Source organism: Arthrobacter sp. B0316-1-20 (assembly GCF_059091865.1).
In genome coordinates, this window is the sequence record NZ_JBNHHC010000013.1 from 1 (window position 1) to 23750 (window position 23750).

The 23750-nt window shown below is 66.2% G+C and carries 27 protein-coding genes; 18 read left to right on the plus strand and 9 right to left on the minus strand.

The genetic code is table 11. The features are described 5' to 3' along the window. On the plus strand, window positions 1-725 hold a 725-nt coding region (gene recO, locus AC5RW2_RS20795; protein ID WP_494074478.1), incomplete at its 5' end, for a DNA repair protein RecO. After that, a complete protein-coding gene (locus AC5RW2_RS20800; protein WP_494025930.1) occupies window positions 722-1522 on the plus strand; it encodes an isoprenyl transferase in 801 nt (266 codons plus the stop codon). The genes recO and AC5RW2_RS20800, both read left to right, overlap by 4 nt. A 24-nt stretch (window positions 1523-1546) precedes the next feature. Here AC5RW2_RS20800 and AC5RW2_RS20805 read toward each other — a convergent pair whose 3' ends face one another. Next, window positions 1547-2563, minus strand: coding sequence for an alpha/beta hydrolase (locus tag AC5RW2_RS20805; protein ID WP_494074479.1), 1017 nt, complete (start codon window positions 2561-2563; stop codon window positions 1547-1549). Between the two features lie 92 nt (window positions 2564-2655). Here AC5RW2_RS20805 and AC5RW2_RS20810 point away from each other — a divergent pair, with 92 nt between their 5' ends. Continuing rightward, complete coding sequence (locus AC5RW2_RS20810; protein WP_494074480.1) at window positions 2656-3723, plus strand: quinone-dependent dihydroorotate dehydrogenase; 1068 nt, start codon at window positions 2656-2658, stop codon at window positions 3721-3723. 204 nt (window positions 3724-3927) lie between these two features. On the opposite strand, the gene AC5RW2_RS20815 is transcribed toward AC5RW2_RS20810, so the two are convergent. After that, on the minus strand, window positions 3928-4512 hold the full coding sequence (locus AC5RW2_RS20815; RefSeq protein ID WP_493999757.1) for a DUF3043 domain-containing protein: 585 nt from the start codon (window positions 4510-4512) through the stop codon (window positions 3928-3930). A gap of 110 nt (window positions 4513-4622) precedes the next feature. On the opposite strand from AC5RW2_RS20815, the gene AC5RW2_RS20820 reads away from it, so the two are divergent. The 6 genes from AC5RW2_RS20820 to AC5RW2_RS20845 all read left to right on the plus strand — a co-directional run bounded on the left by AC5RW2_RS20820 (window position 4623) and on the right by AC5RW2_RS20845 (window position 10624). After that, window positions 4623-6002: a M20/M25/M40 family metallo-hydrolase gene (locus tag AC5RW2_RS20820; RefSeq protein WP_494074481.1), complete on the plus strand. Its 1380-nt coding sequence runs from the start codon at window positions 4623-4625 to the stop codon at window positions 6000-6002. 138 nt (window positions 6003-6140) lie between these two features. Beyond that, the gene (locus AC5RW2_RS20825; RefSeq protein ID WP_494074482.1) at window positions 6141-6527 is read left to right on the plus strand and encodes a HesB/IscA family protein; all 387 of its coding nucleotides are present in this window, start codon (window positions 6141-6143) and stop codon (window positions 6525-6527) included. Between the two features lie 173 nt (window positions 6528-6700). Next, window positions 6701-7546, plus strand: a complete 846-nt coding sequence (gene ctaC / locus AC5RW2_RS20830; protein WP_493999755.1) for an aa3-type cytochrome oxidase subunit II — start codon at window positions 6701-6703, stop codon at window positions 7544-7546. 17 nt (window positions 7547-7563) lie between these two features. Next, window positions 7564-9291: an aa3-type cytochrome oxidase subunit I gene (ctaD, locus tag AC5RW2_RS20835; RefSeq protein WP_493999754.1), complete on the plus strand. Its 1728-nt coding sequence runs from the start codon at window positions 7564-7566 to the stop codon at window positions 9289-9291. A gap of 2 nt (window positions 9292-9293) precedes the next feature. Then, the gene (locus AC5RW2_RS20840) at window positions 9294-9695 is read left to right on the plus strand and encodes a cytochrome c oxidase subunit 4 (RefSeq protein WP_493999753.1); all 402 of its coding nucleotides are present in this window, start codon (window positions 9294-9296) and stop codon (window positions 9693-9695) included. A 143-nt stretch (window positions 9696-9838) separates the two neighbouring features. Beyond that, entirely contained in the window at window positions 9839-10624 is a 786-nt protein-coding gene (locus AC5RW2_RS20845; RefSeq protein ID WP_493999752.1) for a GntR family transcriptional regulator, read from the plus strand. Between the two features lie 236 nt (window positions 10625-10860). Here the strand turns inward: AC5RW2_RS20845 and qcrB are convergent, their stop codons facing one another. From qcrB to ctaE, 4 genes are all read right to left on the minus strand, one after another. Beyond that, window positions 10861-12507 carry a cytochrome bc1 complex cytochrome b subunit gene (qcrB, locus tag AC5RW2_RS20850; protein ID WP_493999751.1) on the minus strand — a complete coding sequence of 549 codons (1647 nt, stop codon included), beginning with the start codon at window positions 12505-12507 and terminating at the stop codon, window positions 10861-10863. Between the two features lie 2 nt (window positions 12508-12509). Further along, window positions 12510-13538 (minus strand): cytochrome bc1 complex Rieske iron-sulfur subunit, encoded by a 1029-nt coding sequence (gene qcrA, locus AC5RW2_RS20855; RefSeq protein WP_493978421.1) that lies wholly within the window; start codon window positions 13536-13538, stop codon window positions 12510-12512. A gap of 90 nt (window positions 13539-13628) precedes the next feature. After that, entirely contained in the window at window positions 13629-14441 is an 813-nt protein-coding gene (qcrC, locus tag AC5RW2_RS20860) for a cytochrome bc1 complex diheme cytochrome c subunit (RefSeq protein ID WP_493999750.1), read from the minus strand. 82 nt (window positions 14442-14523) lie between these two features. Further along, complete coding sequence (gene ctaE, locus AC5RW2_RS20865) at window positions 14524-15162, minus strand: aa3-type cytochrome oxidase subunit III (RefSeq protein ID WP_493999749.1); 639 nt, start codon at window positions 15160-15162, stop codon at window positions 14524-14526. 148 nt (window positions 15163-15310) lie between these two features. Between ctaE and trpD the strand changes: the two genes are divergently transcribed. Further along, the gene (trpD, locus tag AC5RW2_RS20870) at window positions 15311-16363 is read left to right on the plus strand and encodes an anthranilate phosphoribosyltransferase (RefSeq protein WP_494023065.1); all 1053 of its coding nucleotides are present in this window, start codon (window positions 15311-15313) and stop codon (window positions 16361-16363) included. A gap of 102 nt (window positions 16364-16465) precedes the next feature. Here the strand turns inward: trpD and AC5RW2_RS20875 are convergent, their stop codons facing one another. Beyond that, window positions 16466-16747, minus strand: a complete 282-nt coding sequence (locus AC5RW2_RS20875) for an Lrp/AsnC family transcriptional regulator (protein WP_493978425.1) — start codon at window positions 16745-16747, stop codon at window positions 16466-16468. 47 nt (window positions 16748-16794) lie between these two features. Further along, window positions 16795-17202 (minus strand): DUF3054 domain-containing protein, encoded by a 408-nt coding sequence (locus AC5RW2_RS20880; protein ID WP_493999747.1) that lies wholly within the window; start codon window positions 17200-17202, stop codon window positions 16795-16797. Between the two features lie 136 nt (window positions 17203-17338). Between AC5RW2_RS20880 and AC5RW2_RS20885 the strand changes: the two genes are divergently transcribed. The 5 genes from AC5RW2_RS20885 to AC5RW2_RS20905 all read left to right on the plus strand — a co-directional run bounded on the left by AC5RW2_RS20885 (window position 17339) and on the right by AC5RW2_RS20905 (window position 20029). Next, window positions 17339-17713 (plus strand): VOC family protein, encoded by a 375-nt coding sequence (locus AC5RW2_RS20885; protein WP_494014009.1) that lies wholly within the window; start codon window positions 17339-17341, stop codon window positions 17711-17713. A 62-nt stretch (window positions 17714-17775) separates the two neighbouring features. Next, window positions 17776-18363: a sigma factor-like helix-turn-helix DNA-binding protein gene (locus AC5RW2_RS20890; RefSeq protein WP_494023067.1), complete on the plus strand. Its 588-nt coding sequence runs from the start codon at window positions 17776-17778 to the stop codon at window positions 18361-18363. Then, window positions 18360-18884: a hypothetical protein gene (locus tag AC5RW2_RS20895; protein WP_494074483.1), complete on the plus strand. Its 525-nt coding sequence runs from the start codon at window positions 18360-18362 to the stop codon at window positions 18882-18884. Before AC5RW2_RS20890 ends, AC5RW2_RS20895 begins: the two co-directional genes overlap by 4 nt. Before the next feature lie 226 nt (window positions 18885-19110). Further along, window positions 19111-19440 (plus strand): hypothetical protein, encoded by a 330-nt coding sequence (locus AC5RW2_RS20900; protein WP_493999743.1) that lies wholly within the window; start codon window positions 19111-19113, stop codon window positions 19438-19440. Between the two features lie 112 nt (window positions 19441-19552). Further along, a complete protein-coding gene (locus tag AC5RW2_RS20905; RefSeq protein ID WP_494014005.1) occupies window positions 19553-20029 on the plus strand; it encodes a VOC family protein in 477 nt (158 codons plus the stop codon). A 49-nt stretch (window positions 20030-20078) separates the two neighbouring features. Here AC5RW2_RS20905 and AC5RW2_RS20910 read toward each other — a convergent pair whose 3' ends face one another. After that, window positions 20079-21218: a glutamate--cysteine ligase gene (locus AC5RW2_RS20910; RefSeq protein WP_493999741.1), complete on the minus strand. Its 1140-nt coding sequence runs from the start codon at window positions 21216-21218 to the stop codon at window positions 20079-20081. A gap of 309 nt (window positions 21219-21527) precedes the next feature. Here AC5RW2_RS20910 and AC5RW2_RS20915 point away from each other — a divergent pair, with 309 nt between their 5' ends. The 3 genes from AC5RW2_RS20915 to AC5RW2_RS20925 are packed head-to-tail and all read left to right on the plus strand — an operon-like array spanning window position 21528 to window position 23448. After that, window positions 21528-22019: a cation:proton antiporter regulatory subunit gene (locus AC5RW2_RS20915; protein ID WP_493999740.1), complete on the plus strand. Its 492-nt coding sequence runs from the start codon at window positions 21528-21530 to the stop codon at window positions 22017-22019. A gap of 2 nt (window positions 22020-22021) precedes the next feature. Then, a complete protein-coding gene (locus AC5RW2_RS20920) occupies window positions 22022-23206 on the plus strand; it encodes a cation:proton antiporter (protein WP_493999739.1) in 1185 nt (394 codons plus the stop codon). Next, window positions 23203-23448: a GNAT family N-acetyltransferase gene (locus tag AC5RW2_RS20925; RefSeq protein WP_494074484.1), complete on the plus strand. Its 246-nt coding sequence runs from the start codon at window positions 23203-23205 to the stop codon at window positions 23446-23448. The genes AC5RW2_RS20920 and AC5RW2_RS20925 overlap by 4 nt, the downstream gene beginning before the upstream one ends. Window positions 23449-23750 lie beyond the last annotated feature (302 nt).

Genomic DNA, 23750 nt, shown 5'->3' on the forward strand with positions numbered 1-23750 from the left:
CGTACCGGGACCAGGGCGTCATCCTGCGGACCCACAAACTCGGCGAGGCCGACCGGATCATCACGCTGCTCACCAGGCAGCACGGCCAGATCCGGGCGGTTGCCAAAGGCGTGCGCCGCACCAGCAGCAAGTTCGGCGCGGTGCTGGAACCCTTCATGGTCGCGGACCTGCAGCTGGTCTCCGGCCGGAGCCTGGACATCGTTACGCAGGCCCAGATGGTCGGGCCGTACGGGCGGGACATCGCCGCCGACTACACCAAGTACACCTCCGCCGCCGCCATCTGCGAGACGGCGGAAAAACTCACCGACGTCGACGGCGAATCGGCAGGAGCGCAGTACGGGCTGGTCATCGGCGCGCTCTCGGCGCTCAGCCGCAGCGTGCACGCGCCCGAGCTGATCCTGGATTCCTACCTGCTGCGGGCGCTTGCGACGGCGGGCTGGGCCCCGAGCTTCGACCAGTGTGCCCGGTGCGGCGCCCAGGGGCCGCATACCGCCTTTGCCGCTCCGCTGGGCGGCGCGGTATGCCACGACTGCCGTCCGCCCGGGTCGGCCTCGCCCGCACCGGAAACGATGCAGCTGCTCGCCGCCCTGCTCTCCGGAGACTGGCCGGCAGCGGACGCCTCCGCCGCCGGCCCGCGCCGTGAGGCCGCCGGCCTAGTGGCCAGTTACCTGCAGTGGCACCTTGAACGAACCCTGAAATCCCTCAAGCATGTGGAGCGAGTGTGACCCCGATTTCCCGGCAACCGCAGCAGCCATGGCCGCATCCCTCCGGCGCCAAACCGCCCGCCCTGCCTCCGGCGCTGGTCCCGGAACACGTGGCCATCGTGATGGACGGCAACGGCCGCTGGGCGAACCAGCGCGGGCTGCCGCGGACCGAGGGGCACCGCGCCGGGGAAGCGGCCCTGCTGGACGTGATGGCCGGCGCGATCGAAATCGGGGTCAAACACGTCAGCGTGTATGCCTTTTCCACCGAGAACTGGAAGCGGTCCCCGGAAGAGGTCCGCTTCCTGATGGGCTTTAGCCGGGATGTGCTGCGCCGCCAGCGCGACCAGCTCGACGATTGGGGGGTGCGGATCCGCTGGTCCGGCCGCCGGCCCCGGTTGTGGAAGTCGGTGGTCAACGAACTGGAGGTCGCCGAGCGACAGACGGCCGGAAACTCCACCTGCACCCTGACCATGTGCGTGAACTACGGCGGGAGGGCGGAAATTGCCGATGCCGCCGCCGCCATCGCCGCCGACGTTGCGGCCGGACGGCTGCGGGCGTCGTCGGTCTCGGAAAAGACCGTGCAGCGCTACCTCGACGAGCCGGACCTGCCGGACGTCGACCTGTTCCTGCGGACGTCGGGGGAGCAGCGTTTCTCCAACTTCATGCTGTGGCAGTCCGCGTATGCGGAGATGGTGTTCATGGATACCCTCTGGCCCGATGTGGACCGCCGCACCCTTTGGGAAGCCATCGACATTTACGCCCGCCGCGACCGGCGGTACGGGGGAGCGGTGGACGCCGCCGCGGCCGGCGGGGCCTAGCCGGTTGCAACCGCGGCGGCCGTACTACCGCTGCTGGGTGTCCGTAAGGTCCTCGGTCCGGTCGTCCTGCAACACGTAGGCCTGCGCCCAGCGCTGCAGCCGGGCATAGGCGTCCCGCCGCACGTCGGTGCGGGAGAGGAACACGTCGTGCAGGGCGTCATGCACCTGCTCGATGGAGACGCTGTATCCCAGCCGGACCGCCCGCTCGGTCATGGTGCGGATGTCCAGCACCACGTCGGTGCTCCTCATGTCCTCGTGCCAGACCGAGCCGTTCATGCTGCGCGTCGAAGACATCACCAGCACCGGGATCTCGAGCTTCAGCCCCTTCGCGACCTTCGACTGTCCCTCCCAGATGGCGCTGAGCCAACCGGCGCGCACGGGGAAGGACTCCGGCGGCCGCAGCCTGGGGTCCAGATCCCATTCGCCCTCGGCGGTGCGGCTGATGCTGCGGTAGTAGAAGCCCCGGACCGGCAGTTTGATCTCGGTTTCCGGCTTGAGCCGGGACAAGGGGTCCAGCACCGCGCCGGCGGCTCGCCGGACCAGGGAGCTGCCGTGCATTTCCAGCCAGGGACTGTTCAGGACCAGGGCGCGCAGCTCGCCCGGGTGTTCCGCCGCCCACAGGGCCGCCACCAGCCCTCCGGTGGAGTGTCCCATCAGTGTGATCTTCGTCTCCGACTGGCCGCGTTCCTCACGGATCAGATCGAGCGCCAGCGAAATCTCGTCCTCGTACTGGCGCAGGTCCGTCACGAAGCCCGCCGGATCCCCCTCCCGCAGGCTGCGTCCGTGATGGTGCAGGTCCAGCGCAAAGAACGCCACGCCTTGGCGGTGCCAGAACTCCGCCAGTTCCGTGTTGAAGAAATAGTCGCTCCAACCGTGCACATACAGGACGGCGTGCCCGCCGGGGGAGCGCTGCGGGGAGTGCGGCAGGTAGCGGATCAGCGTCGCCCGCTGCTCCCGCCCGCCGGGGGCCGGCACTTGCAGGACCGTGGACTCGAACTCCGGGCCGAGGATGTCTTCTTGCCAGTCGGCTGCCGTCGCCACGTGGTCCTTCCTCTCTGTCCGGTTGCTGCCCCCATGTTATCGCCGGGTGGACACGGTTTGGTGCGGCGGCCTCCGCACGGAAAACTAGGACCATGCGCCTCTACCCCGCCTTCTTCCGCGCCGCGTTCTCCTGGATGGACGCCGAGCGTGCCCACCGAATCGGTTTCCAGCTCATCCGTGCCGCGCACCGGTGCGGGGCAGGGGCAGTGCTGCGCCGCGTCACGCGCCCGGATCCGTCCCTGGCCACCGCGGCGCTGGGCCTGACCTTCCCCTCGCCGTTCGGCCTGGCCGCGGGCTTCGACAAGGAAGGTTTCGGCATCGAGGCGCTGGCCGACCTGGGTTTCGGCGCGGTGGAGGTCGGCACCATCACCGGGAGCGCGCAGCCGGGCAACGCGCAGCCCCGGCTGTTCCGGCTGGTCGAGGACCGCGCCGTGATCAACCGGATGGGCTTCAATAACGACGGCGCGGCCGCCGTCGCGCCGCGGATCGCCGCCGCCCGGCGCGGCCTGGCTTCCCGATACGGCACGCTCCGGCCCGTCATCGGCGTGAACATCGGCAAGACGAAGGTGGTGGAACTGGCCGATGCCACCGAGGACTATCTGAAGAGCACCCGGCTGTTGGCCCGGTCCGCCGACTACCTCGTGGTCAATGTTTCGTCGCCGAACACGCCCGGATTGCGGCTGCTGCAGAACGTGGAGACGCTGCGGCCGCTGCTGCGGGCAGTGGGGGAGACCGCCGATTCCGCGGCCGGCCGCCATGTCCCGTTGCTGGTGAAGATCGCCCCGGACCTCAGCGACGAGGACATCGACGACGTCGCCCGGCTCGCGCTGGAACTGAACCTGGACGGCATCATCGCGACCAACACGACGGTTTCCCGCGAGGGCCTTGTCTCGGACGACACCAAGATCGCGGCCTGCGGGGAAGGCGGCCTCTCCGGGACCCCGTTGAAGCAGCGCTCCCTCGACGTGCTGCGCCGGCTGCGCGCCGCCGTCGGGGACGACCTGGCGCTAATCTCCGTGGGCGGTGTCGAGACGGCCGGCGACGTGCAGCAGCGGCTGGACGCCGGTGCGACCCTGGTGCAGGGCTATACGGCGTTCCTGTACGAGGGACCCTTCTGGGCAAGCCGCATCAACCGCGGCCTGGCCAAGCGCCGGCGCTGAACCGACCCGCGCCATCCGGCGCCCCGGCATGCCCTCCGAAGGGCGACCGGGCCTCGGATGGGATGCAAAAGGACCGAAAACCGCGATGCTCCCGGCCGATGGCATGCGAAAGGGCCGGGAGCCGCGATGCTCCAGGCCCCAGGGATGCGAAAGGGCCGGGAGCCGCGATGCTCCCGACCCTTCGACCGGCCCCTCCCCGCTGGATCAGGCGGGGTATTCGCCGCGCTTGACCTGCGGCTTCGGCAGGCGCATCCGGCGCAGCTGCAGCCCGCGCATCACGCCGTACCAGACTGCCCCGCGCTCCACGTCGCCAAACTTGGCGGCCAGGCGCTTCTTGAGCTGGCGGCCGAGGATGAAGGCATCGATGGCGACCAGCGCCAGCAGCACCCAGAAGCCAAACAGGATGAACGCCTGGACGTTGAGGTCGCGGATAAAGCTGAGGACCACGAAGATGAGGGCGAAGACGATCAGGAATTCGCCCAGCACCCAGCGGGCGTCCACGAAGTCGCGGACGAAGCGCTTCTGCGGCCCCTTGTCGCGCAACGGCAGAAAGCGCTCGTCGCCGGTGTTCATGGCCTCGCGCATCTTCAGCCGCTGATCCGCCATGGCGGCCCGGTTGGCCTCCTTGGCGGCCTTGCGGTCGTTCGGGACCAGGGGGCGCTTGCGCGCAGCTTCCTGGTCCTTGCGCCGGGGCGTGGGCGCGCCCTTGCCGTATCGAGGCTGCTGGGCGTCGTTGGCCTGGTCGATGGTTTCCTGGGGCGTGGGAGCCTCTTTTTTACGTCCGAACACCAGTCAAGAATACCGGACCGCGTACGGCCGTTGTCCCCCTTGGGACCCGCGCCGCCGGGGGAGTCACGGGGGCATCGTCGCGACGGAGCCCGGGCGATAGGGTGTCGACTATGACCAATGTGAACGTAGACGAACTTGCGGCCGCGGTCGACGCCGGCATGGGGCTCACCATCTCCTCGTTGGAACAGCTGGTTTCGATCCCGGGGATCGCCTGGCCGGCCTTCGACCCGGAGGACCTGGCGCGCAGCGCGGATGCCGTAGCCGGCATGGTCCGGGAGCTGGGCCTGGAGGACGTGCAGATCCTCAGCGTCGCGAACGGCGGGGCCGCCGGCGGCCCCGCCGTCGTGGCCCGCCGCCCGGCCGCGGCCGGCAAGCCGACCGTCCTGTTGTATGCCCACCACGACGTGCAGCCGCCGGGGGACCCGGCGCTCTGGCGGACGGAACCGTTCAAGGCCACGGAGATCGACGGCCGCCTCTATGGGCGCGGAACGGCCGACGACAAGGCCGGGATCATGGTCCACCTGTCCTCGCTGCGCACGCTGCTGGAGGTCCTCGGAGACGATTTCGGGCTCGGCATCACGTTGTTTATCGAGGGGGAGGAGGAGGCCGGCTCGCCAAGCTTCCGCCCGTTCCTCGAAGCTCACCGCGAACTGCTGCGGGCAGACGCCATCATCGTCGCCGACTCCAGCAACTGGAAGGTCGGCGTCCCGGCACTGACCACGAGCCTGCGTGGCCTGGTGGACGGCACCGTGGAGCTGCGGGTGTTGGAACACGCCGTCCATTCGGGCATGTTCGGCGGGCCGCTGCTGGACGCGCCCACGCTGCTGGCCCGGCTGATTGCCACCTTCCACGACGACGACGGGTCGGTCGCCATCGAGGGCCTCGTGTCCGCTCCCGCCGCCTCGGTGGACTATCCGGAAGAAGACTTCCGCCGCGATTCGTCGGTGCTCGAGTCCGTGCGGCTTGCGGGCACCGGAAGCATTGCCGACCGGCTCTGGAACAAGCCGGCCTTGTCGGTGATCGGCTTTGACGCCCCCAGCGTCGAGCTCGCGTCCAACACCTTGATCCCCGCCGCCCGCGCCAAGATCAGCCTGCGGCTGGCACCGGGACAGGATCCGGACCGGGCGATGGAGGCGGTGGCCGCGCATGTTGCCGCCCACGCGCCCTTCGGCGCCGCCGCCACGTTCGTGCCGGGGGAACGCGGCCACGCGTTTGCCACCGACACCTCCGCGCCGGCGGCCCGGGCGGCGCTGTGGGCCCTGGAGCAGGCGTGGGGCACGCTGCCGGTGGAGGCCGGCATGGGCGGGTCCATCCCGTTCATCGCCGACCTCACGGAGGTCTATCCGGAGGCACAGATCCTGATCACCGGCGTCGAGGACCCCGATTCGCGGGCGCACTCGGCCAACGAGTCGCTGCATCTCGGGGACTTCCGCAACGCGGTCCTGGCCCAGGCGCTGCTCCTGGCACGGTTGAACGGCGAGGGACTCTAGGCCTGTTCGCGCCAGGCTGGAGGCGGGGGAGAGTTATCCCATTTCGGCCCACCAGACGTACGATGGATGGGAAGCCCGACGCACCACTGAGTAATAGCAGCAGGTCACCGGACGGCCCGAAATAGATAAGGAAGTGCAATGAGCGCAACGACCAACTCGTCCGCCCCCACTTCGGCACCCGAAGCGGCAGAACTGCCCACGCATGAAGTTGCTTTGACCGACGTCGCCGCCGGAAAGGTCCGCAGCCTCCTGGAGCAGGAAGGCCGCACGGATCTGCGCCTGCGCGTTGCCGTACAGCCGGGCGGATGCTCCGGCCTGATCTACCAGCTGTACTTCGACGAGCGGATGCTCGACGGAGACGCTGTCCGTGATTTCGACGGGGTCGAGGTCGTCGTCGACAAGATGAGCGTTCCTTACCTCTCGGGCGCCTCGATCGACTTCGAGGACACGATTTCCAAGCAGGGCTTCACCATCGACAACCCGAACGCCGGTGGCTCCTGCGCCTGTGGAGACTCCTTCCACTAAGGGCCTGCAGGGCGCTCTCCGGCCGCCGGGACGGCCGACGCACGGGGGAGCCTGTCACATGGAAGTCATGTGGGCGGGTAAGCTCTACAGTGAGTAGTAAAACTGGATATGCGGCCAGGCTCAGCTCTGCCATGGCCGCATCACTTGCACGAAACAAAGAGGAAGGGCCGTCTGTGAGTTCGCAGGTTCGAACCGGCAGTCGACGCGCCAGAATCGCCAAGGCTACAGGTCTGGGTGCACTCGGTGCGTTGTTGTTGACGGGATGTTCAGAAGAAGTCCGTTTGGGTTGGTTGCCCACCGAGCGGGACGTTACCAACCACACGCCCGAAATCATTGATTTGTGGGTCAACGGATGGATCGCCGCGCTGGCCGTCGGTGTCGTGACCTGGGGCCTGATCCTCTGGTGCATCATCGCGTACCGCCGCCGCAAGGACGAAACGGGTTACCCGCGCCAGCTGAGCTACAACCTGCCGCTGGAGATCTTCTACACCGCGGTTCCCGTGGTCATGGTCATGGTCTTCTTTTACTTCACGGACAAGACCACGTCCAACATCACCGAGCGGGTGGACAACCCCGACGTCGTCGTCGACGTGCGCGGCAAGCAGTGGGCCTGGGACTTCAACTACGTCAAGCAGGACAAGTACTTTGCCGGCGTGCAGGCCCACCTGACCGGCGAGACCGGCGTCCCGGAGACCCTGCCCACGCTGTACCTGCCGGTCAACCAGAGCGTGGAGCTGCAGATCAACTCCCGCGACGTCATCCACTCGTTCTGGGTTCCCGCCTTCCTGCAGAAGGTGGACATGATCCCGGGCAAGACCAACTTCCTGAACTTCACCCCCACCCGTGAGGGCATCTACGACGGCAAGTGCGCCGAGCTTTGTGGCGAGTACCACTCCGAAATGCTCTTCCGTGTCGCGGTGGTCTCCGAGGCTGAATTCGACGCTCAGATGGCGCGGCTCAAGGACGGCCAGCTCGGCGAAGAGTACGACCGCAACCCCTACGCTGAAGCGTCTGAGTAAAGGAGCGAGGGCCACAAGTGTCAACGTACGAATACACAGCTGACGACCGGGCTACCACGGTAGCTCCGCGCGTCGTGCCGGTGTCCAAGGGGCGCATCGTCGTCAACTGGATCACCTCCACGGACCACAAGACCATCGGGTACATGTACCTGATCGCGTCGTTCATCTTCTTCTGCCTCGGCGGCGTGATGGCCCTGGTCATCCGCGCCGAACTGTTCGAGCCCGGCATGCAGATCCTGCAGACCAAGGAACAGTACAACCAGCTGTTCACCATGCACGGCACGGTGATGCTGCTGATGTTCGCCACGCCGCTGTTTGCCGGCTTCGCCAACGTCATCATGCCGCTGCAGATCGGTGCCCCCGACGTAGCGTTCCCGCGCCTGAACGCGCTGGCTTTCTGGTTCTTCCTGTTCGGCAGCATCATTGCGGTGGCCGGTTTCATCACCCCGCAGGGCGCCGCTTCCTTCGGCTGGTTTGCCTATGCACCGTTGTCCAACACCACCTTCTCCCCGGGAGTCGGCGGGGACTTGTGGGTCTTCGGCCTGGCGCTGTCCGGCTTCGGCACCATCCTCGGTTCGGTCAACTTCATCACCACGATCATCACCATGCGCGCCCCGGGCCTGACCATGTGGCGGATGCCGATCTTTACCTGGAACACGCTGGTCACCGCCATCCTCGTCATGATGGCATTCCCGCCCCTGGCCTCGGCGCTGTTCGCCCTCGGCGCCGACCGGCGCTTGGGTGCGCACATCTTCAACCCGGAGAACGGCGGTGCCATCCTCTGGCAGCACCTGTTCTGGTTCTTCGGCCACCCTGAGGTTTACATCATCGCCCTGCCGTTCTTCGGCATCGTTTCCGAGATCTTCCCGGTGTTCAGCCGCAAGCCGATCTTCGGATACAAGGGCCTGGTCTACGCCACGATCGCCATCGCCGCGCTGTCCGTGACGGTGTGGGCCCACCACATGTACGTCACCGGCTCGGTGCTGCTGCCGTTCTTCGCCTTCATGACGATGCTCATCGCGGTGCCAACCGGGGTGAAGTTCTTCAACTGGATCGGCACCATGTGGCGCGGATCGATCACCTTCGAGACGCCCATGCTGTGGAGCCTGGGCTTCCTGGCGACCTTCCTGTTCGGCGGCCTGACCGGCATCATCCTGGCTTCCCCGCCGCTGGACTTCCACGTCTCCGACACCTACTTCGTGGTGGCGCACTTCCACTACGTGGTCTTCGGCACCGTCGTGTTCGCAATGTTCGCGGGCTTCTACTTCTGGTGGCCCAAGTGGACCGGCAAGATGCTCAACGAGCGCCTCGGCAAGATCCACTTCTGGATGCTGTTCCTGGGCTTCCACGGCACCTTCCTCATCCAACACTGGCTCGGCGTCGAGGGCATGCCCCGTCGCTACGCCGACTACATGCCGGAAGACGGGTTCACCGCGATGAACCAGTTCTCCACGGTTGCATCCTTCGTGTTGGGCGCCTCGATGATCCCGTTCTTCTGGAACGTCTACATCACCTGGCGCAACGGCAAGAAGGTCGAGGTCGACGACCCCTGGGGCTTCGGTGGTTCGCTTGAGTGGGCGACCTCCTGCCCGCCGCCGCGGCACAACTTCACCTCGCTGCCCCGCATCCGGTCGGAGCGCCCCGCCCTGGACCTGCACCACCCGGAGCTGGCACCGCGGCACACCCCGACGACTCCGGCACCGGTGGCCCAGATGGCCGGTCCCGCTGACCAGAAGGACGCATAACTGTGAAGATTGAAGCCTGGCTATTCATTGCGCTTGCGCCGTTCTTCGCCCTCGTTGCCACCGTCTACGGCTACATGGGGAACTGGGAAGAGCCCGTCGGCTGGCTGGCGCTGTACCTGACGGCCGGATTGTCCTTGATGATCGGCGGTTACCTCTGGTTTACGGCGCGGCGCATCGGTGCCCGTCCGGAGGACCGGGTCGACGCCGAGATCCATGAGGGTGCCGGCGAGCAGGGCATGTTCAGCCCGTGGAGCTGGTGGCCGATCGTGCTCGGTCTCGGTGCCGCCACTGGGTTCATGGGCCTGGCGGTCGGCTGGTGGATCGTCTACATCGCCGTTGGCCTGACCACGGTGGCCATCATCGGCTGGGTCTACGAATACAGCCGCGGGGACCACGCGCACTGATTCCCGCAGCTACACGACGAAAGGGTCCGGAACCGTCAGGGTTCCGGACCCTTTCGTCGTCCCCGCCGGGGGGCCGGGCGCGGCGACGCTGGTCTAGACCGGATAGGATGAAAGGGAATTAAACCGGCTGAGCAGGAGGCCGCATGTCCGTGAACGCCGCCGCGATCGAGGGTGGGCTCGATGGCTCCTCCCGTACCGCAAAGCACGTCCAGCTCAGGGACATTTTGCGCAGGCATGCCCAGGAGCGCTGCGAACCCGGGGCCGCTTTTCCCTCGGAGCGGGAACTGGCCGAACGCTTCGGCGTGGCGAGGATGACCGTGCGCCAGGCGATCGATTCACTGGTCGCCGAACAGGTGCTCGAACGCATTGTCGGCCTGGGAACGTTTGTGCGGCAGCCGAAGCTGGACCTGCAGGTCAAGCTCACGTCCTACAGCGAAGAGATGCAACGCCGCGGCATGGTTCCCGATGCCCGCGTCCTCAGCTTCGAGCAGATCGGCGCCACCCCGCTGGTGGCCCGCGAGCTGCAGATCGAGGAGGGGCAGCCGGTGGTGCGCTTCCGCCGCCTGCTGCTGGCGGACGCCGAACCGATGAGCGTGGACGAAAACTTTATTCCTGCGCAGCGCGTGCCGGGGATCCTCGACGAGGGCCCGCCGTCGTCGCTGTACAACGTCTTGAGCGAACGATACGGACTCATCATGGAGTGGGGCGAGGACACGATTGAGGCGACCGCGGCCCAGCCCTCCATCGCGCGGCTCCTGAGCGTGGACATCGGATCGCCGCTGCTGAAGATCCAGCGGCATGCCTACGTCTCCAAAACCATGGTCGACTTCTCGATCTCGTATTACCGCGCGGACCGGTACAAGCTGTGGGTGCCGCTGCAACGGCCCGGGGGACGTGCGCCGCGTTCCTACAACGTCAAGCGCTTCTAACGGCTGTACGGCGCTGCTGAAGGCCGTCTCGGCCGCAAATGGCGCCGCCGGCCGGGCCCAGAGCTACTGCTGCGCCGGGGGAGCGCCGTGCGGCCGCGTGCCGCCCGTGGTCGCCGTGAAAGCCCCCGTCCCGCCCGGTATACGCAGGGAGCCCCACCGCGGTGAAGCAAAGGGGTGAGACATAGAGAAATGGCCCCGGACCAGGTCCGGGGCCATTTCTCTATGTGGATTTTGCCTTAGCGGGCGGTGACTTCCGCCTTCTCGGCGGGTGCCTCGACCTCGGCGTGGTGGCTGTGTGCAGCCTCCAGCTCGGCCGGGGTAACCGGTGCCACACGGTCTTCGAAGAAGAACCGGGACAGGGCACCGCGCAGCTTCTCGGAGCGCTTGATGTGCCCGGCCCTGTTCGGCTGCGCCGGGATTACCTCGGGCGACTCGTAGCTGACCAGCCGGTACTGCTTGTACTCGTTCAGCGGCTCGTGGACCTCGATGAACTCGCCATGCGGCAGGCGGACAATGCGTCCGGTCTCCCGGCCATGGAGGGCGATCTCGCGGTCCTTGCGCTGCAGCGCCAGGCAAATGCGGCGCGTGACGATGAAGCCGAGGATCGGGCCCAGGAAGAACAGGGCGCGCAGCCAGTAGGTCACGTCGTTGAGCGACACGTGGAAGTGCGTGGCGATCAAGTCGGAGCTGGCAGCTGCCCACATCACCGAGTAGAAGACGATGCCGGCGACGCCGGTGGCGGTGCGGAACGGGACGTTGCGCGGGCGGTCCAGGATGTGGTGCTCGCGGGTGTCCTTGGTCACCCAGCTTTCGATCCACGGCCAGGCGAACATCACGGTGAACAGCAGGGCCGCCGGGCCGAGGGCCGGGATGAGCACGTTCAGCGAAATGGTCCGGCCGAAGATCACGAACTCGCCCACACCGGGCATCAGGCGCAGCGCGCCGTCCACCCAGCCGATGTACCAGTCAGGCTGGGTACCGGCCGAGACGGGGGAGGGGTCGTAGGGGCCGTAGTCCCAGATCGCCAGGATCTGGAAGTTCGCGGCAATGACGGCCAGGATGCCGAAGACAACGAAGAAGAAGCCGCCTGCCTTGGCCGCGTAGACCGGGCCGATCGGGAAGCCGACGACGTTGGTCTCGGAACGGCCGGGGCCGGGGTACTGGGTGTGCTTGTGCACGACAACCATGAACAGGTGGACGGCGATCATCAGGAGGATCAAGGCCGGGACCAGCAGGATGTGGAGCACGTACAGGCGGCCCACGATGTCCGTACCCGGGAACTCGCCGCCGAACAGCAACAGCGATATGTAGGTACCAACCAAGGGGATTGCCTTGATCACGCCGTCGATGATGCGCAGGCCGTTACCGGAGAGCAGGTCGTCCGGCAGGGAGTAGCCGGTGAAGCCGGCTGCCAGGGCCAGGATCAACAGGACGCAGCCGACAACCCAGTTCAGCTCACGCGGGCGGCGGAACGCGCCGGTGAAGAACACGCGCAGCATGTGGAACGAGACCGAGGCAACGAACAGCAGCGCAGACCAGTGGTGCAGCTGACGCATGAACAGGCCGCCGCGGACCTCGAACGAGATCTCCAGGGTGGACTGGTAGGCGACGGACATTTCGACGCCCTTGAGCGGCACGTACGGTCCGTCGTAGTGCGTCTCGGCCATCGAAGGATCGAAGAAGAACGTCAGGAACGTTCCGGTGAGCAGCAGGATGACGAAGGAGTACAGCGCCACTTCGCCGAACATGAAGGACCAGTGGTCGGGGAAGATCTTCCGACCGAATTCCTTGACGATCCCCGAACCGCCGACGCGGGTATCGACGAAGTTGGTGATCCGCCCGACCCGCGTCTTGGGTACGTAGGTATCAGTTGAAGCGCTCATGCTTAGCCACGCTCCCAGTAGCTCGGTCCGACAGGTTCATGGAAATCGCTCGTGGCGATCAGGTAGCCCTCGTCGTCGACGCTGATCGGCAGCTGGGGAAGGGCGTGCGCGGCCGGGCCGAACACTACCTTGCATTCCTGGGCGGCATCGAAGGTCGACTGGTGACAAGGGCAGAGCAGGTGGTGCGTGTGCTGTTCGTACAGCGCCACCGGGCAGCCAACGTGGGTACAGATCTTTGAGTACGCAACGATGCCATTGTAGTTCCAGTCTTCGCGGCCTGGGGAGACCTGGAGGACGTCGGGATTCAGGCGCATCAGGAGGACGACGGCCTTGGCCTTCTCCTCGAGCTTGTGCTCGGCCTCGTTGAGCCCCTCGGGGATGACGTGGAACGCGGAACCAATGGTGACATCCGAGGCCTTGATCGGGGTGCCGCTGGGGTCGCGGGTCAACCGGACGCCTGCGTCCCACATGGTATGCCGCAGCACCTCAGGGTTCAGGTCCTTGGACAGGTCGCGGAAGATGCCGATGGCCGGCAGGATCGCCAGCACGCCGGCGCCGATCAGGGTGTTGCGGATCAGCGGGCGGCGGGAGATGCCGGACTCGTCCAGGACCTGGCCGATGATCTGCTCGGCGTCCTTGCGGTCTTCCTCGGTGCGGACCTCGTGGCGCTCTTCGACGATCTCGTGGTCCGGCATGAGGGTCTTGGCCCAGTGGACAATGCCCACGCCAATGCCCAGCATGGCAAAAGCGGTGCCCATGCCGAGGGTGAAGTTCTGCAGTCGCAGCGTTGCGGTGGTGTCATCCAAGCGGATGCCAAAGTACCCGACGAAGAAAAGTACGGTGCCGATGATGGAGATTACGAAGAGTATCGCAACCTGGCGTTCGGCTCGCTTTTCCGCCCGGGGATCTTTGTCGGCACGGCGCGGGCGGTGCGGGGGGAGTCCAGGATCCTGAAACTTCTCCACGTCGCTCTGACCAGCCGTAGCAACGGTGCCCGAGGTGTTCGGACTGCCGTGACTATGGTCGCCCATGATCCCTCTCATCCTTCTCTAAATAGTTCAAAACTCATTAATGACTGTTGGCGCTTCTCCGGCGGCCCGTTGGGCCGCCGGAAGCGAAGGTTAGGAAGACCGCTGGGTCAGCCAAATGGTGAACGCGATGACCACGCCCAATCCAAGCGTCCACATCAGCAGGCCCTCGGACACGGGGCCGAGCCCGCCAAGCGAGATCCCGCCGGGGGAGGGCTGCTCTTCGATGGTCTTCAGGAAGGCGATGACGTCGCGCTTCTCCTCCGGGGAGATGTTCGCGTCGCTGAACACCGGCATGTTCTGCGGACCGGTGGCCATGGCTTCGTAGATGTGCGCTTCGCTGACGCCGCTAAGCGCCGGCGCGAACTTGCCGCGCGTCAGGGCACCACCTGCTGCGGCAGCGTTGTGGCACATGGCGCAGTTGACCCGGAAGATCTCACCGCCGGCCGCAGGATCACCCTGGGAGACGTCGAGGAATTCATCCGCCGGAATTGCGGGACCGGCGCCGAGGGAGGCTACGTAGGCCGCCAGCTGCATGGTCTGCTCTTCGTTGAACTGGTTCGGCTTTTCCAGTGCCTGGGGGCCGGACATCTGCATGGGCATGCGGCCGGTTCCTACCTGGAAGTCCACGGCTGCGGCGCCGACGCCGATCAGCGACGGACCGGCCTGGTTGCCGTGCGCACCCTCCGGGGCCCCGACAGCACCGATTCCGTGACAAGTTGCGCAGTTGGCCACGAAGAGCTTCTCGCCCTCTTCGATGTCCTGCGCGGAAAAGGTGGTGGTTTGGGCCTTGGCCTCGTTGACGTTCCCGGCAACGGCGTACAGTCCGCCGGTGACGAGCAATCCCATGAGCAGCAGGGCAACGGCCGCCAGGGGATGTCGTCGCCTCTGGGAGAGTGCCTTCACTTGTTGGTTCCTAACTTTGCGGTGCGTGTGCGTAGATGTTCGGCTGGCTCGGTTCGCAGCGAGGCGCGGACCTTTCGGCCGTCTACTTAAGGAAGTAGATAATGATGAAGAGAGCGATCCACACGACGTCGACGAAGTGCCAGTAGTACGACGTGACGATGGCCGATGTGGCTTCGAAATGGCCGAACTTCTTGGCGACGTAGGCGCGGCCGATGATCAGCAGGAAAGCGATGAGGCCGCCTGTGACGTGGAGGCCGTGGAAGCCGGTGGTGATGTAGAACGCCGAACCGTAGGAGTTCGAGGACATCGAGACGCCTTCGGAGACGAGCATCGCGTATTCGTAGGCCTGGACGGAGACGAAGATGGCGCCGAGGATGAATGTCAGCAGGAACCATTCGACCATGCCCCACTTGGCGACATTGAAGAGCCCGCCGGAGCGGCGGGCCTGCAAGCGCTCTGCGGCGAAGACGCCGTACTGGCAGGTGAAGGAACTGGACACCAGAACGATGGTGTTGGCCAGCGCAAACGGAACATTCAACTTCTCGGTTTCCATCGCCCACATCTCGCCGGAGGTGGCGCGGAGGGTGAAGTACATAGCGAAAAGGCCGGCGAAGAACATCAGCTCGCTGGAGAGCCACACAACGGTTCCGACGGAAACCAGGTTGGGGCGATTCAGCGTTGGATGCGCCGGGGTACTGGGGGCATGGGTTGCAGTTGTCACAAGGCCATTATGTCTATAAATCTGCCCACTTCACCAATGCATTTGAACGCGTGGCGTCGCGTTCCGGTTCCTGAAGCGCCGGATTCCGCGGAACGGCGCGGAAGTTAACAATCCGGAAGTTTCTACAAAACGTAGATAACCTAGTGAAGTGACGACCGAACCCAACGCTCAGAACACACCCACCTGGCCTGAACTGATCTCTGCCCTGATCTCCCGGCAGGACCTCACAGCGGCCCAAACCCAGTGGGCGATGAACACAATCATGTCCGGCGGGGCCTCCGACGCGCAGATGGCCGGCTTCCTGGTCGCGCTGCGGGCGAAGGGGGAGACGGTCGACGAGCTGACCGGCCTGGTGGAGGCCATGGTCGGCAACGCCCGGCCGATTGACATCCCGGGGGAGAAGCTGGACATCGTCGGTACCGGCGGGGACCGGCAGAACACCGTCAACATCTCGTCCATGGCCGCCCTGGTGTGCGCGGGGGCCGGGGCCCGGATCGTCAAGCACGGAAACCGCGCCGCGTCGTCGTCGTCTGGTTCGGCCGATGTGATCGAAGCCCTGGGCGTGCGCCTGGACCTCCCGGTGGACCGCGTGGCGCAAACTGCCGTCGAAGCGGGGATCACGTTTTGCTTCGCGCAGGTGTTCCACCCCTCCATGCGTTATGCGGGCGCGGTGCGCGCGGAACTCGGGGTGGCCACCGCCTTCAATTTCATGGGTCCGATGACCAACCCGGCGAATCCCACGGCGGCCGCCATCGGCGTTGCCGATGCCCGGCTCGCGCCGCTCATCGCCGGCGTGCTGGCCGCCCGGGGCATCCGCGCACTCGTCTTCCGCGGCGGGGACGGCCTGGACGAGTTGACCACCACGGGCCCCTCGTCGGTATGGGAGGTGCGCGGCGGCGCCGTGACGGAACACGACCTGGACCCGCTTAACCTCGGCATCCCCCGGGCCACGCTGGACGACCTGCGTGGCGGGGACGCCGCCGCGAATGCCGAAGTGGTGCGCCGCGTGCTCGCGGGGGACAAGGGGCCGGTGCGCGACGCCGTCGTCCTCAACGCAGCCGCCGCCCTGGTGGCCAACGATGCAACAGCCGACGCTCCGCTGCTGGAGCGGCTGGCCGCCGGTTTGGAACGGGCCGAGGAAGCCATCGACAGCGGTGCCGCGGCCGAGGCGCTGCAGCGCTGGATCGACGCTACCCGCTGACTTCCCGGCCCGCGCGTGGGCCGCAACAGCTTAACAATTAAGAACAATTAACAAGGAGTGCCCCGGACAAAATGTCCGGGGCACTCCGCCTGTCCGCGGAGCCTAGTGCTCGAACCCGAGCGAGAAGGCTGCATCCAGGTCGTGCTTGGAATAAGCGCGGAAGGCGATGTGAGTGGTCGTTGCCTGAACGCCCTGGACCTTCGAGAGCCGGTCGGCGATGACATCGGCCAGCTCGTCGTGCTTGGCGACCCGTGCGACGGCGATCAAATCCCATTCCCCGGTGACCGAATAGACCTCGCTGATGCCCTCTATCTCGGAGATCTCCTGGGCGCACTCCGGAATCCGGGTCGCATCGGTGCGGATGAGAACGAATGCTGTAGCCACTGCACTGCCTTTCTGCTGGAACTGGGTGTTCTTCCCTATGTCCGAGGTTATTCCACCCGTCGGGCGAAACGTAGTTTGATGAACAGTGCGGCGGCCGCGCGCCACCCCAACAGCAGGGCGCCGAGCACCAGGAAGGCCACGATCTGGAAGGACGGCGCGAGCCCGCCGCCCGCGAGGCCGCGAAGGGCGAGCCCCAGGGCCACTGCGGCCAGCCAGACCGCGACTCCGGTCGGCCAGAGGGCGGCCGGCCGGCGCCAGGCGCGCGAGGCCAGCCAGCCTACGAGGGCCCCGGCCAGGAACGGGCTCGCGGTGATCAGGATTCCGGCCAGCGCCATTCCGTGTTCGTGCGTGTTTCGGCCGGCCGCCGCAAAAATGACGACGGCGGCCAGGTCCAGGGCGAGCGATGCTGCCACCAACGGGATGCCCGCGCGGAGCCGGGGCGATGTTTCAGTCACCCCTCCACACTATCGGGCAGGCACGGGCGTACGATTCGAGGACGAGCCGGTCGGGTCCCTGGCGACGGGTCAGGGGCCGAAGCCGGTCGGCTGGTCAGGGGCCGAAGCCCGCGGCGGATGGGGAGGAGCCGAAGCCATGAAGTTGGCACAGGTCGCGCTCGGTGTGCACGAGCTCGAGCGGGCCACCGCTTTCTACACCGACCTGCTCGGTTATCCGCCGGCCGGGGTCTTCGACCCTCCGGGCCTGGTGTTCTTCGATCTCGACGGCGTGCGGCTGCTGCTGGAGGTGGGCGCGCCGGCCGCCCTGTTGTATCTGCAGGTTGACTCGGTGCGGGACCGGGTCGAGGAACTGCGCGCCCGGGGAATACCGGTTGCCGAAGAACCACACATCATTTTCCGGCATGCCGATGGTGCCTTGGGACCTGCCGGCATGGATGAATGGATGGGCTTCATCCGCGACTCGGAAGGCAATCTCGTGGGGCTGGTCAGCCACGAGCAGGCGGAGCATTAAGGTTGCACCCGTGCCCACAACCCTGCATACTTGTTGCTTGAGCAACAAGGAAGCAGATTTGTATGTATGTGTTGACGGTCGATCAGCGGCGCTCCCGGCGCCACGTGGACCTCGTCGAGGGCGCGCTCGGCGCCCTGAATGACGACCCGTCCCGTCCGCTGGTGCGCGGTTTCGAACGCACCGCCGGCGACGAGATGCAGGCGGTGGTCGCCGACCCGGCCGTCGCGGCTGATCTTGCCCTGGACCTGGCGGTCAGCAACCACTGGAGCGTGGGAATAGGCGTGGGCGGGGTCGTCACCCCGCTCCCGGAGTCTACCCGCGCGGGTTCCGGCGAGGCCTTCGAGCGCGCGCGCGAAGCGGTGACCGCGGCCAAGACATCGCCCGGCAACGTCGCCGTCTCCGGTGCCCGCGAGGAGGCCGGCCATGCCGAAGCGGTGCTGCAGTTGCTGGTATCAGTGGCACGGAAGCGCAGCAGGCAGGCGACGGAAGCCGGGTTGCTCAGTGATGAAGGACTGACCCAACAGCAAATTGCCGACCGGCTGGGGATCACCCAGCAGGCCGTCTCCAGCAGGCTGCACAGTGGGCTCTGGCCCGAGTGGCGACGCGCACGGCTGGCGGCCCAAGCGTTGCTGGAAGGGGCCGACCGATGAGCGTCATCGCACTGCTCACGCTCTGCGTGGCCACGGCCGTGGCGGCGCCCATGTACTTCGAGCGGTTCCAGGGCCGGGGCAACCGCTGGCTGTACGCCGCCAGTGCCGTATCGCTGTTGCTCCTGGGCATTGCGGCATTGTTGGCGGTCCTGGGGTCGGGCGGTCTAGGCCCGGCAGCCTATGCGTTGGGCGTGGCGGCCGCCGCGATCGGCGGTGGCCCGGCCACCGTGACCATCCTGCGGTTGTCGTTCAATGCCTCGCACCCTGACAACCACACCGACCCCGAAGCATCCCCGGTGCTCCGCGGAGGGGCCTGGATCGGGGTGCTCGAGCGGACGGCCATCGCGGCCACCCTGCTGGCCGAGTGGCCGGAAGGATTGGCAGTCGTCCTCGCGGTGAAAGGCCTGGGTCGGTATTCCGAACTCGGTCAGTCCGGGGCGGCCGAGCGATTTATCCTGGGCACCCTCGCGAGCGTGCTGTGGGCCGCGGCCGCTACCGGCGTCGCGGTTCTCCTGCGCTGAGCGCAGGCGGGCTCGGCATTCCCGGGCCAAGGCGGCGGCGCCAGGCCAGCGGCGCGCAGTCCGTAACAAAAACCACGGTCCCGCCCGGTGCTGCCGCCGCCCCTGCTGGGCCCGTGTTCCGTCCCCATGAAATATTGCCAGCGGTCTGTTGCCCACGCCACATTCGGCCTCTTATGATGATCACCGGTCAAGGAGCGGCCATGGGGAACTCTTGAGGGGACAAAGCATGGATCCCAAACTGCGAGTGGTCGTCCGGCTGGATATCGATCGGGAATCCGCCAATATCGAAGTGCGCGGGCACGTGACAACCCGAAACATCGTGGCGCTGTATTCGTTGGTTCGCCGCACCAGCGCCCTTGCGCCCGGTCGGGGCGTCACCATCAACCTTCAGCATGCCCGGATTGAAGCTGTCGCGCTGGAAGAGCTTCACCGCTGCAGTGAAAGCAAGCAGCTTCCCGGTTATGCGGCGCCCGAAGGGGAGGGGTGCCGCCTGCAGGTGATAGACCCGGGTGGCAGGGACGCCACGGCCCCGGTGCTGGCCGGTGCCCCCGGCTGAGCTGGAGGCATAATGTTTGGCTGCCGGTGGGTGCCCGGTTCACGTTGAACACCCGATTCATGGACGTTCGAGGGGCGGTTCTGGTACGCCTGACGCAGGGGAGGAGCCCATCATGCAGAAGATCACGCCATGCCTGTGGTTCGACAGCGAAGCCGAAGAGGCGGCACAGTTCTATGTCCAGCTGTTCAAGAACTCGAAGATCCTGGACGTAACGCATTACGGCGAGAGCGGTCCCGGGATGGAAGGCCAGGTGCTGACCGTAGAGTTCGAGTTGGACGGCCAGTCCTTCACGGCCCTGAACGGGGGAGCCCAGTTCACGTTTAATGAGGCCGTGTCCCTGCAGGTGGATTGCGAGGACCAGGCGGAGGTCGACCGGCTCTGGGACGCCCTGACCGCCGACGGCGGTGCCGAGAGCCAATGCGGATGGCTCAAGGACAAGTACGGATTGTCCTGGCAAATCATTCCCTCGGTGCTGCCGCGGCTGATCGGGGGACCGGATGCGCAGAAGGCCCAACGTGCCATGGAAGCCATGCTGCAGATGCGGAAGATCGACATCGCCGAACTGCAGCGCGCCTACGACGCCGGCTAGCGCCTTGTCCGCCGCGAGCCCTTTCTGTCCGCTGCCGCCGGCCGGGTGCTCACAGGATGCCGGCCGGCAGGTGCGTGTTCCTGACTGCGTCGAAGACGACGTCGGTGAGTCTGTGCTGGCGCGCGAGGACTCTCCGCTGCCTTGCCGCGCCGGTGCCGTCGCGAAGGATTCCGTCGACGACGACCTGTATGGGTTCCAGATCGTCCGTTTCCGCCAGCACGGGGCCGACGTGTTCGAGCAGGGCGCTGACCACGTTTCGGGCCGGGGTGCGGTCGCTCTTCAACGGGTGGAGCAGTTCGTCTTCCAGTCCTGACCTGCTGGCCCGCCAGGACGCAAGACGCAGCAGCTCTGCCGGTACCGGAGGCGGCGGGCTGCCGTCGCTCCATTGGCGGGCAGCCGTCTCTACCAGCGCCCGGCACAAGGCGGCCACGGCGGCAGCTTGTTCCGCTTGCAGGCAGACATCGGCCACGCGTATTTCAACCGTGGGATGCCGTTGACCGAGCCGCGCGTCGAAATAGATCATGCCCTTATCCAGCAGCACGTCGCACTCGAGCAGCATCCCCAACAGTTGGTGGTAGGCAGCGGGGGAGCCGAAGATGCCGGTCGGCCCGGCGGTGGGCCACCGTTTCCAGACCTGGTAGCGGAAGCTGGCGTAGCCACTGTCCACGCCCTGCCAAAAGGGGGAGTTGGTGCTCAGCGCTAGCAGGACCGGCAGCCAGACCCGGATCCGGTCAAGCACGGCAACGGCTTCCTCATCGGAGGCAACCGAAACGTGCACGTGGAAACCGCACGTCAGCTGTTCGTGCAGGGTCAGACCGAACCGGGCTTCCATGGCCTGGTATCGCGGGCGCGGCACGAGACTGGTAGTGGCGGGCAGGGGATAGGTGCCCAATGCTGCAGCCCTGGCGCCAAAACGCCGCGCCTGTCGGTCAGCCTCGGCGCGCCCGGCCCTGATACCCGCTGCCAGCTCCTGCAGATCCTTGTACGGAGCGGACACCGCTTCGAGCTGTTCCTGCTTGACCTCCGACATCAGGCTGCCCTTGTAGCCTCCGCGGGACGCCGTATCCCGAGGTGTATCCAACGTCGCAGGCTCTCCCTGCCCCCGGAGCAGTTGTTCCGAGACTGAGGCCAGGGCGCCGGTCTTGGCGTCCACCAGGAGCAGCTCTTCCTCCACGCCAAAGGTTCGCATGCTGTTTAGTGTTCACCACAGGCGGGCTTGGCGAAAGACCGTCGCGGCCCGCCGGACATTCCTTGGGGGCCGGACGCGGCACGTTCACGCCGGTTGATCAGGTTCGCCCGCGGTCATGACCGCATTCAGGGGTCCCGCCGGGCCGCAAAACGGGATACCGTAGCCGTCACGGAGGAGCGCATGCACCTCCGGCAGGGCCCGCAACCGATCAGAATCCCCACGGCCTGATCTTCGCAAGGCCGCTTTGCAGCCCCGGGGTCTGTGCCGTTGCGAGCCGGCGTATATCGGCCCTCACCCTAGGATCGTGCTGTGGAAATCGTCGAAACCATGCTCCCCGGCGTCGGCATGCGTTATGACCTCAAGACGAGGACCAACGTCAATTTTTCCCTGGTGATAGACCGGAATGGCGGGGCCGACATCCTGACCTTTGACGAGGCCGATCCGGACCGGGCAATCAGCAAGCTCCAATTGGAACCGGAAGAAGCGTTACAGCTGGCCGAGCTCTTGGGCGCGCCCAGGATCACGCAGCGCTTTGCGGATCTTTCCAGGGAGGTCCCGGGATTGGAAACCAGCCGCTTCACCGTTCGGCCCGACTCACCGTATGCGGGCCGGGCTCTGGGTGACAGCAAGGCCCGCAGCCGGACGGGGTGCTCAATCGTGGCGATCATACGAGGAGAGCGCGTGATCACGGGCCCGACCCCGCAAGAGCAACTCCTGGCCAACGATGACCTGATAGCCCTGGGTTCGGCCGACGGGCTCGCCGCACTTGAGGCCCTCATCAATGCGCCGACCGCCACCTGAACGTGACACACCTGTCGCTCCTCCTGATCGAACTGGGAGTGCTGTTCACCGTCCTATCCGGGCTCGGGCTTCTGGCCCACAGGCTTGGCCTTTCACCGGTCCCGTTTTACCTCCTTTCCGGCTTGCCGTTCGGAGAGGACGGACTGCTGCCGGTGCATGCCGCGGGGCCCTTCGTGGAAACCGCGGGGGAGATCGGCATTGTCCTTTTGCTGCTCCTGCTGGGACTCGAGTTCTCCGCGGCCGAGCTGATGTACAGCCTCAAGCGGCATCGTGTCTCGGGTTTGATCGATTTCCTGCTGAACGCGGTACCCGGATTCCTGCTGGGACTGGTGCTGCAACTGCCGTGGCAGGCGGCTTTGGCGCTTGGGGGAGTCACCTGGATATCCTCGTCCGGCATTATCGCAAGGTTGCTTGATGACCTGGGCCGCTTGGGAAATCGGGAGACGCCGGCGGTGCTGTCGATACTGGTCCTGGAAGACATGGCCATGGCACTGTTCCTGCCCATCCTGGTGGTGGTCCTTGCCGGCGGCGGAGCCTGGCAGGCAGCCGGGGGAGTCGCCCTGGCCGCAAGCGCTGTGACACTGGCCCTTGTCGCGGCACGCAAGGCCGGGTATCGGATGGGACGTCTGTTGTCTCATCCCCAGAATGAACAGGTCATGTTGCGCCTCCTGGGCATTACATTGGCCGTTGCCGGAGTGGCCGAGGGTATGGGCGCCAGCGCAGCAGTCGGCGCGTTCCTGGTGGGCATAGCGATTCCTCAGCACTTTGCCGACCGTGCCCGGCACGTTTTGAGCCCGCTGCGCGACCTCTTTGCTGCGATCTTCTTTGTGACCTTCGGCCTGGCCATCGATCCTGCGGACATGTGGCCCATCCTGCCAGCAGCCCTGCTGTTGTCCGTCGTGACCGCTGCTACGAAACTGGGTACAGGCTGGTGGGCAGCAGGAAAGGAAGGCGTGCGGCAGCGTGGACGGCTCCGGGCGGGGGCCGCCCTGGTCACCCGGGGTGAGTTTTCCGTCGTCATTGCCGGTCTGGCGGTTGCGGCAGGCTACACAGTGGTGGGGCCCATCGCCGCAGCATATGTGATGATCCTGGCGGTCGCAGGTCCTCTTCTGGCCCGCTTCAGCGACGCATGGGTGCCTCGAGCGGACGGTAAGGGCCTGCCGAAACCGGGCCCCGAACCGAGGTGAAGACTTTTTACGCCGAAGCCGGGGCACGCGGGCAAGACGTCCTGGTGCACCCGGCGTTTCAGGGAACAGGCGTAGGGCGCGCCCTTTTTGATCATGTGAGGCAGCGGTACCAGCACGTTCGGCAAACGGTGCTCATCACCGATGATGAACCTCGGCAACGCGCCTTCTACCAATCCATGGGACTGACCGAGGGATCGGATTTCGAATCAGGTCCCGTCCGCGTCTTCGCCCGGTTCCGCTGACGTGCGACCGTCCAAATACCGACGGCGCTGTGCTCTTCAAGACGCCGCCGCCCGCGCTTCAGCGCAATCTGGCCCTGGGCAGCACGTCTCTGAAGTCCCGGCCGTCAGGGGACAGGATGGATGCCCCAGCCGAGCCACTACTTGACATAATGTTGATTATCGGCGTTACGGAAAGGCCTAAGCGGGGACCTAATCCGTGGCGGTTCGCCTCCTGCTGCGGCGCATGTATACGCGGTCGTCGGCTGCGCGTTATGCCCAGCTTTCGAGTGTCCTGGCATGCGCGCCTGACCGGTGCATCTCGC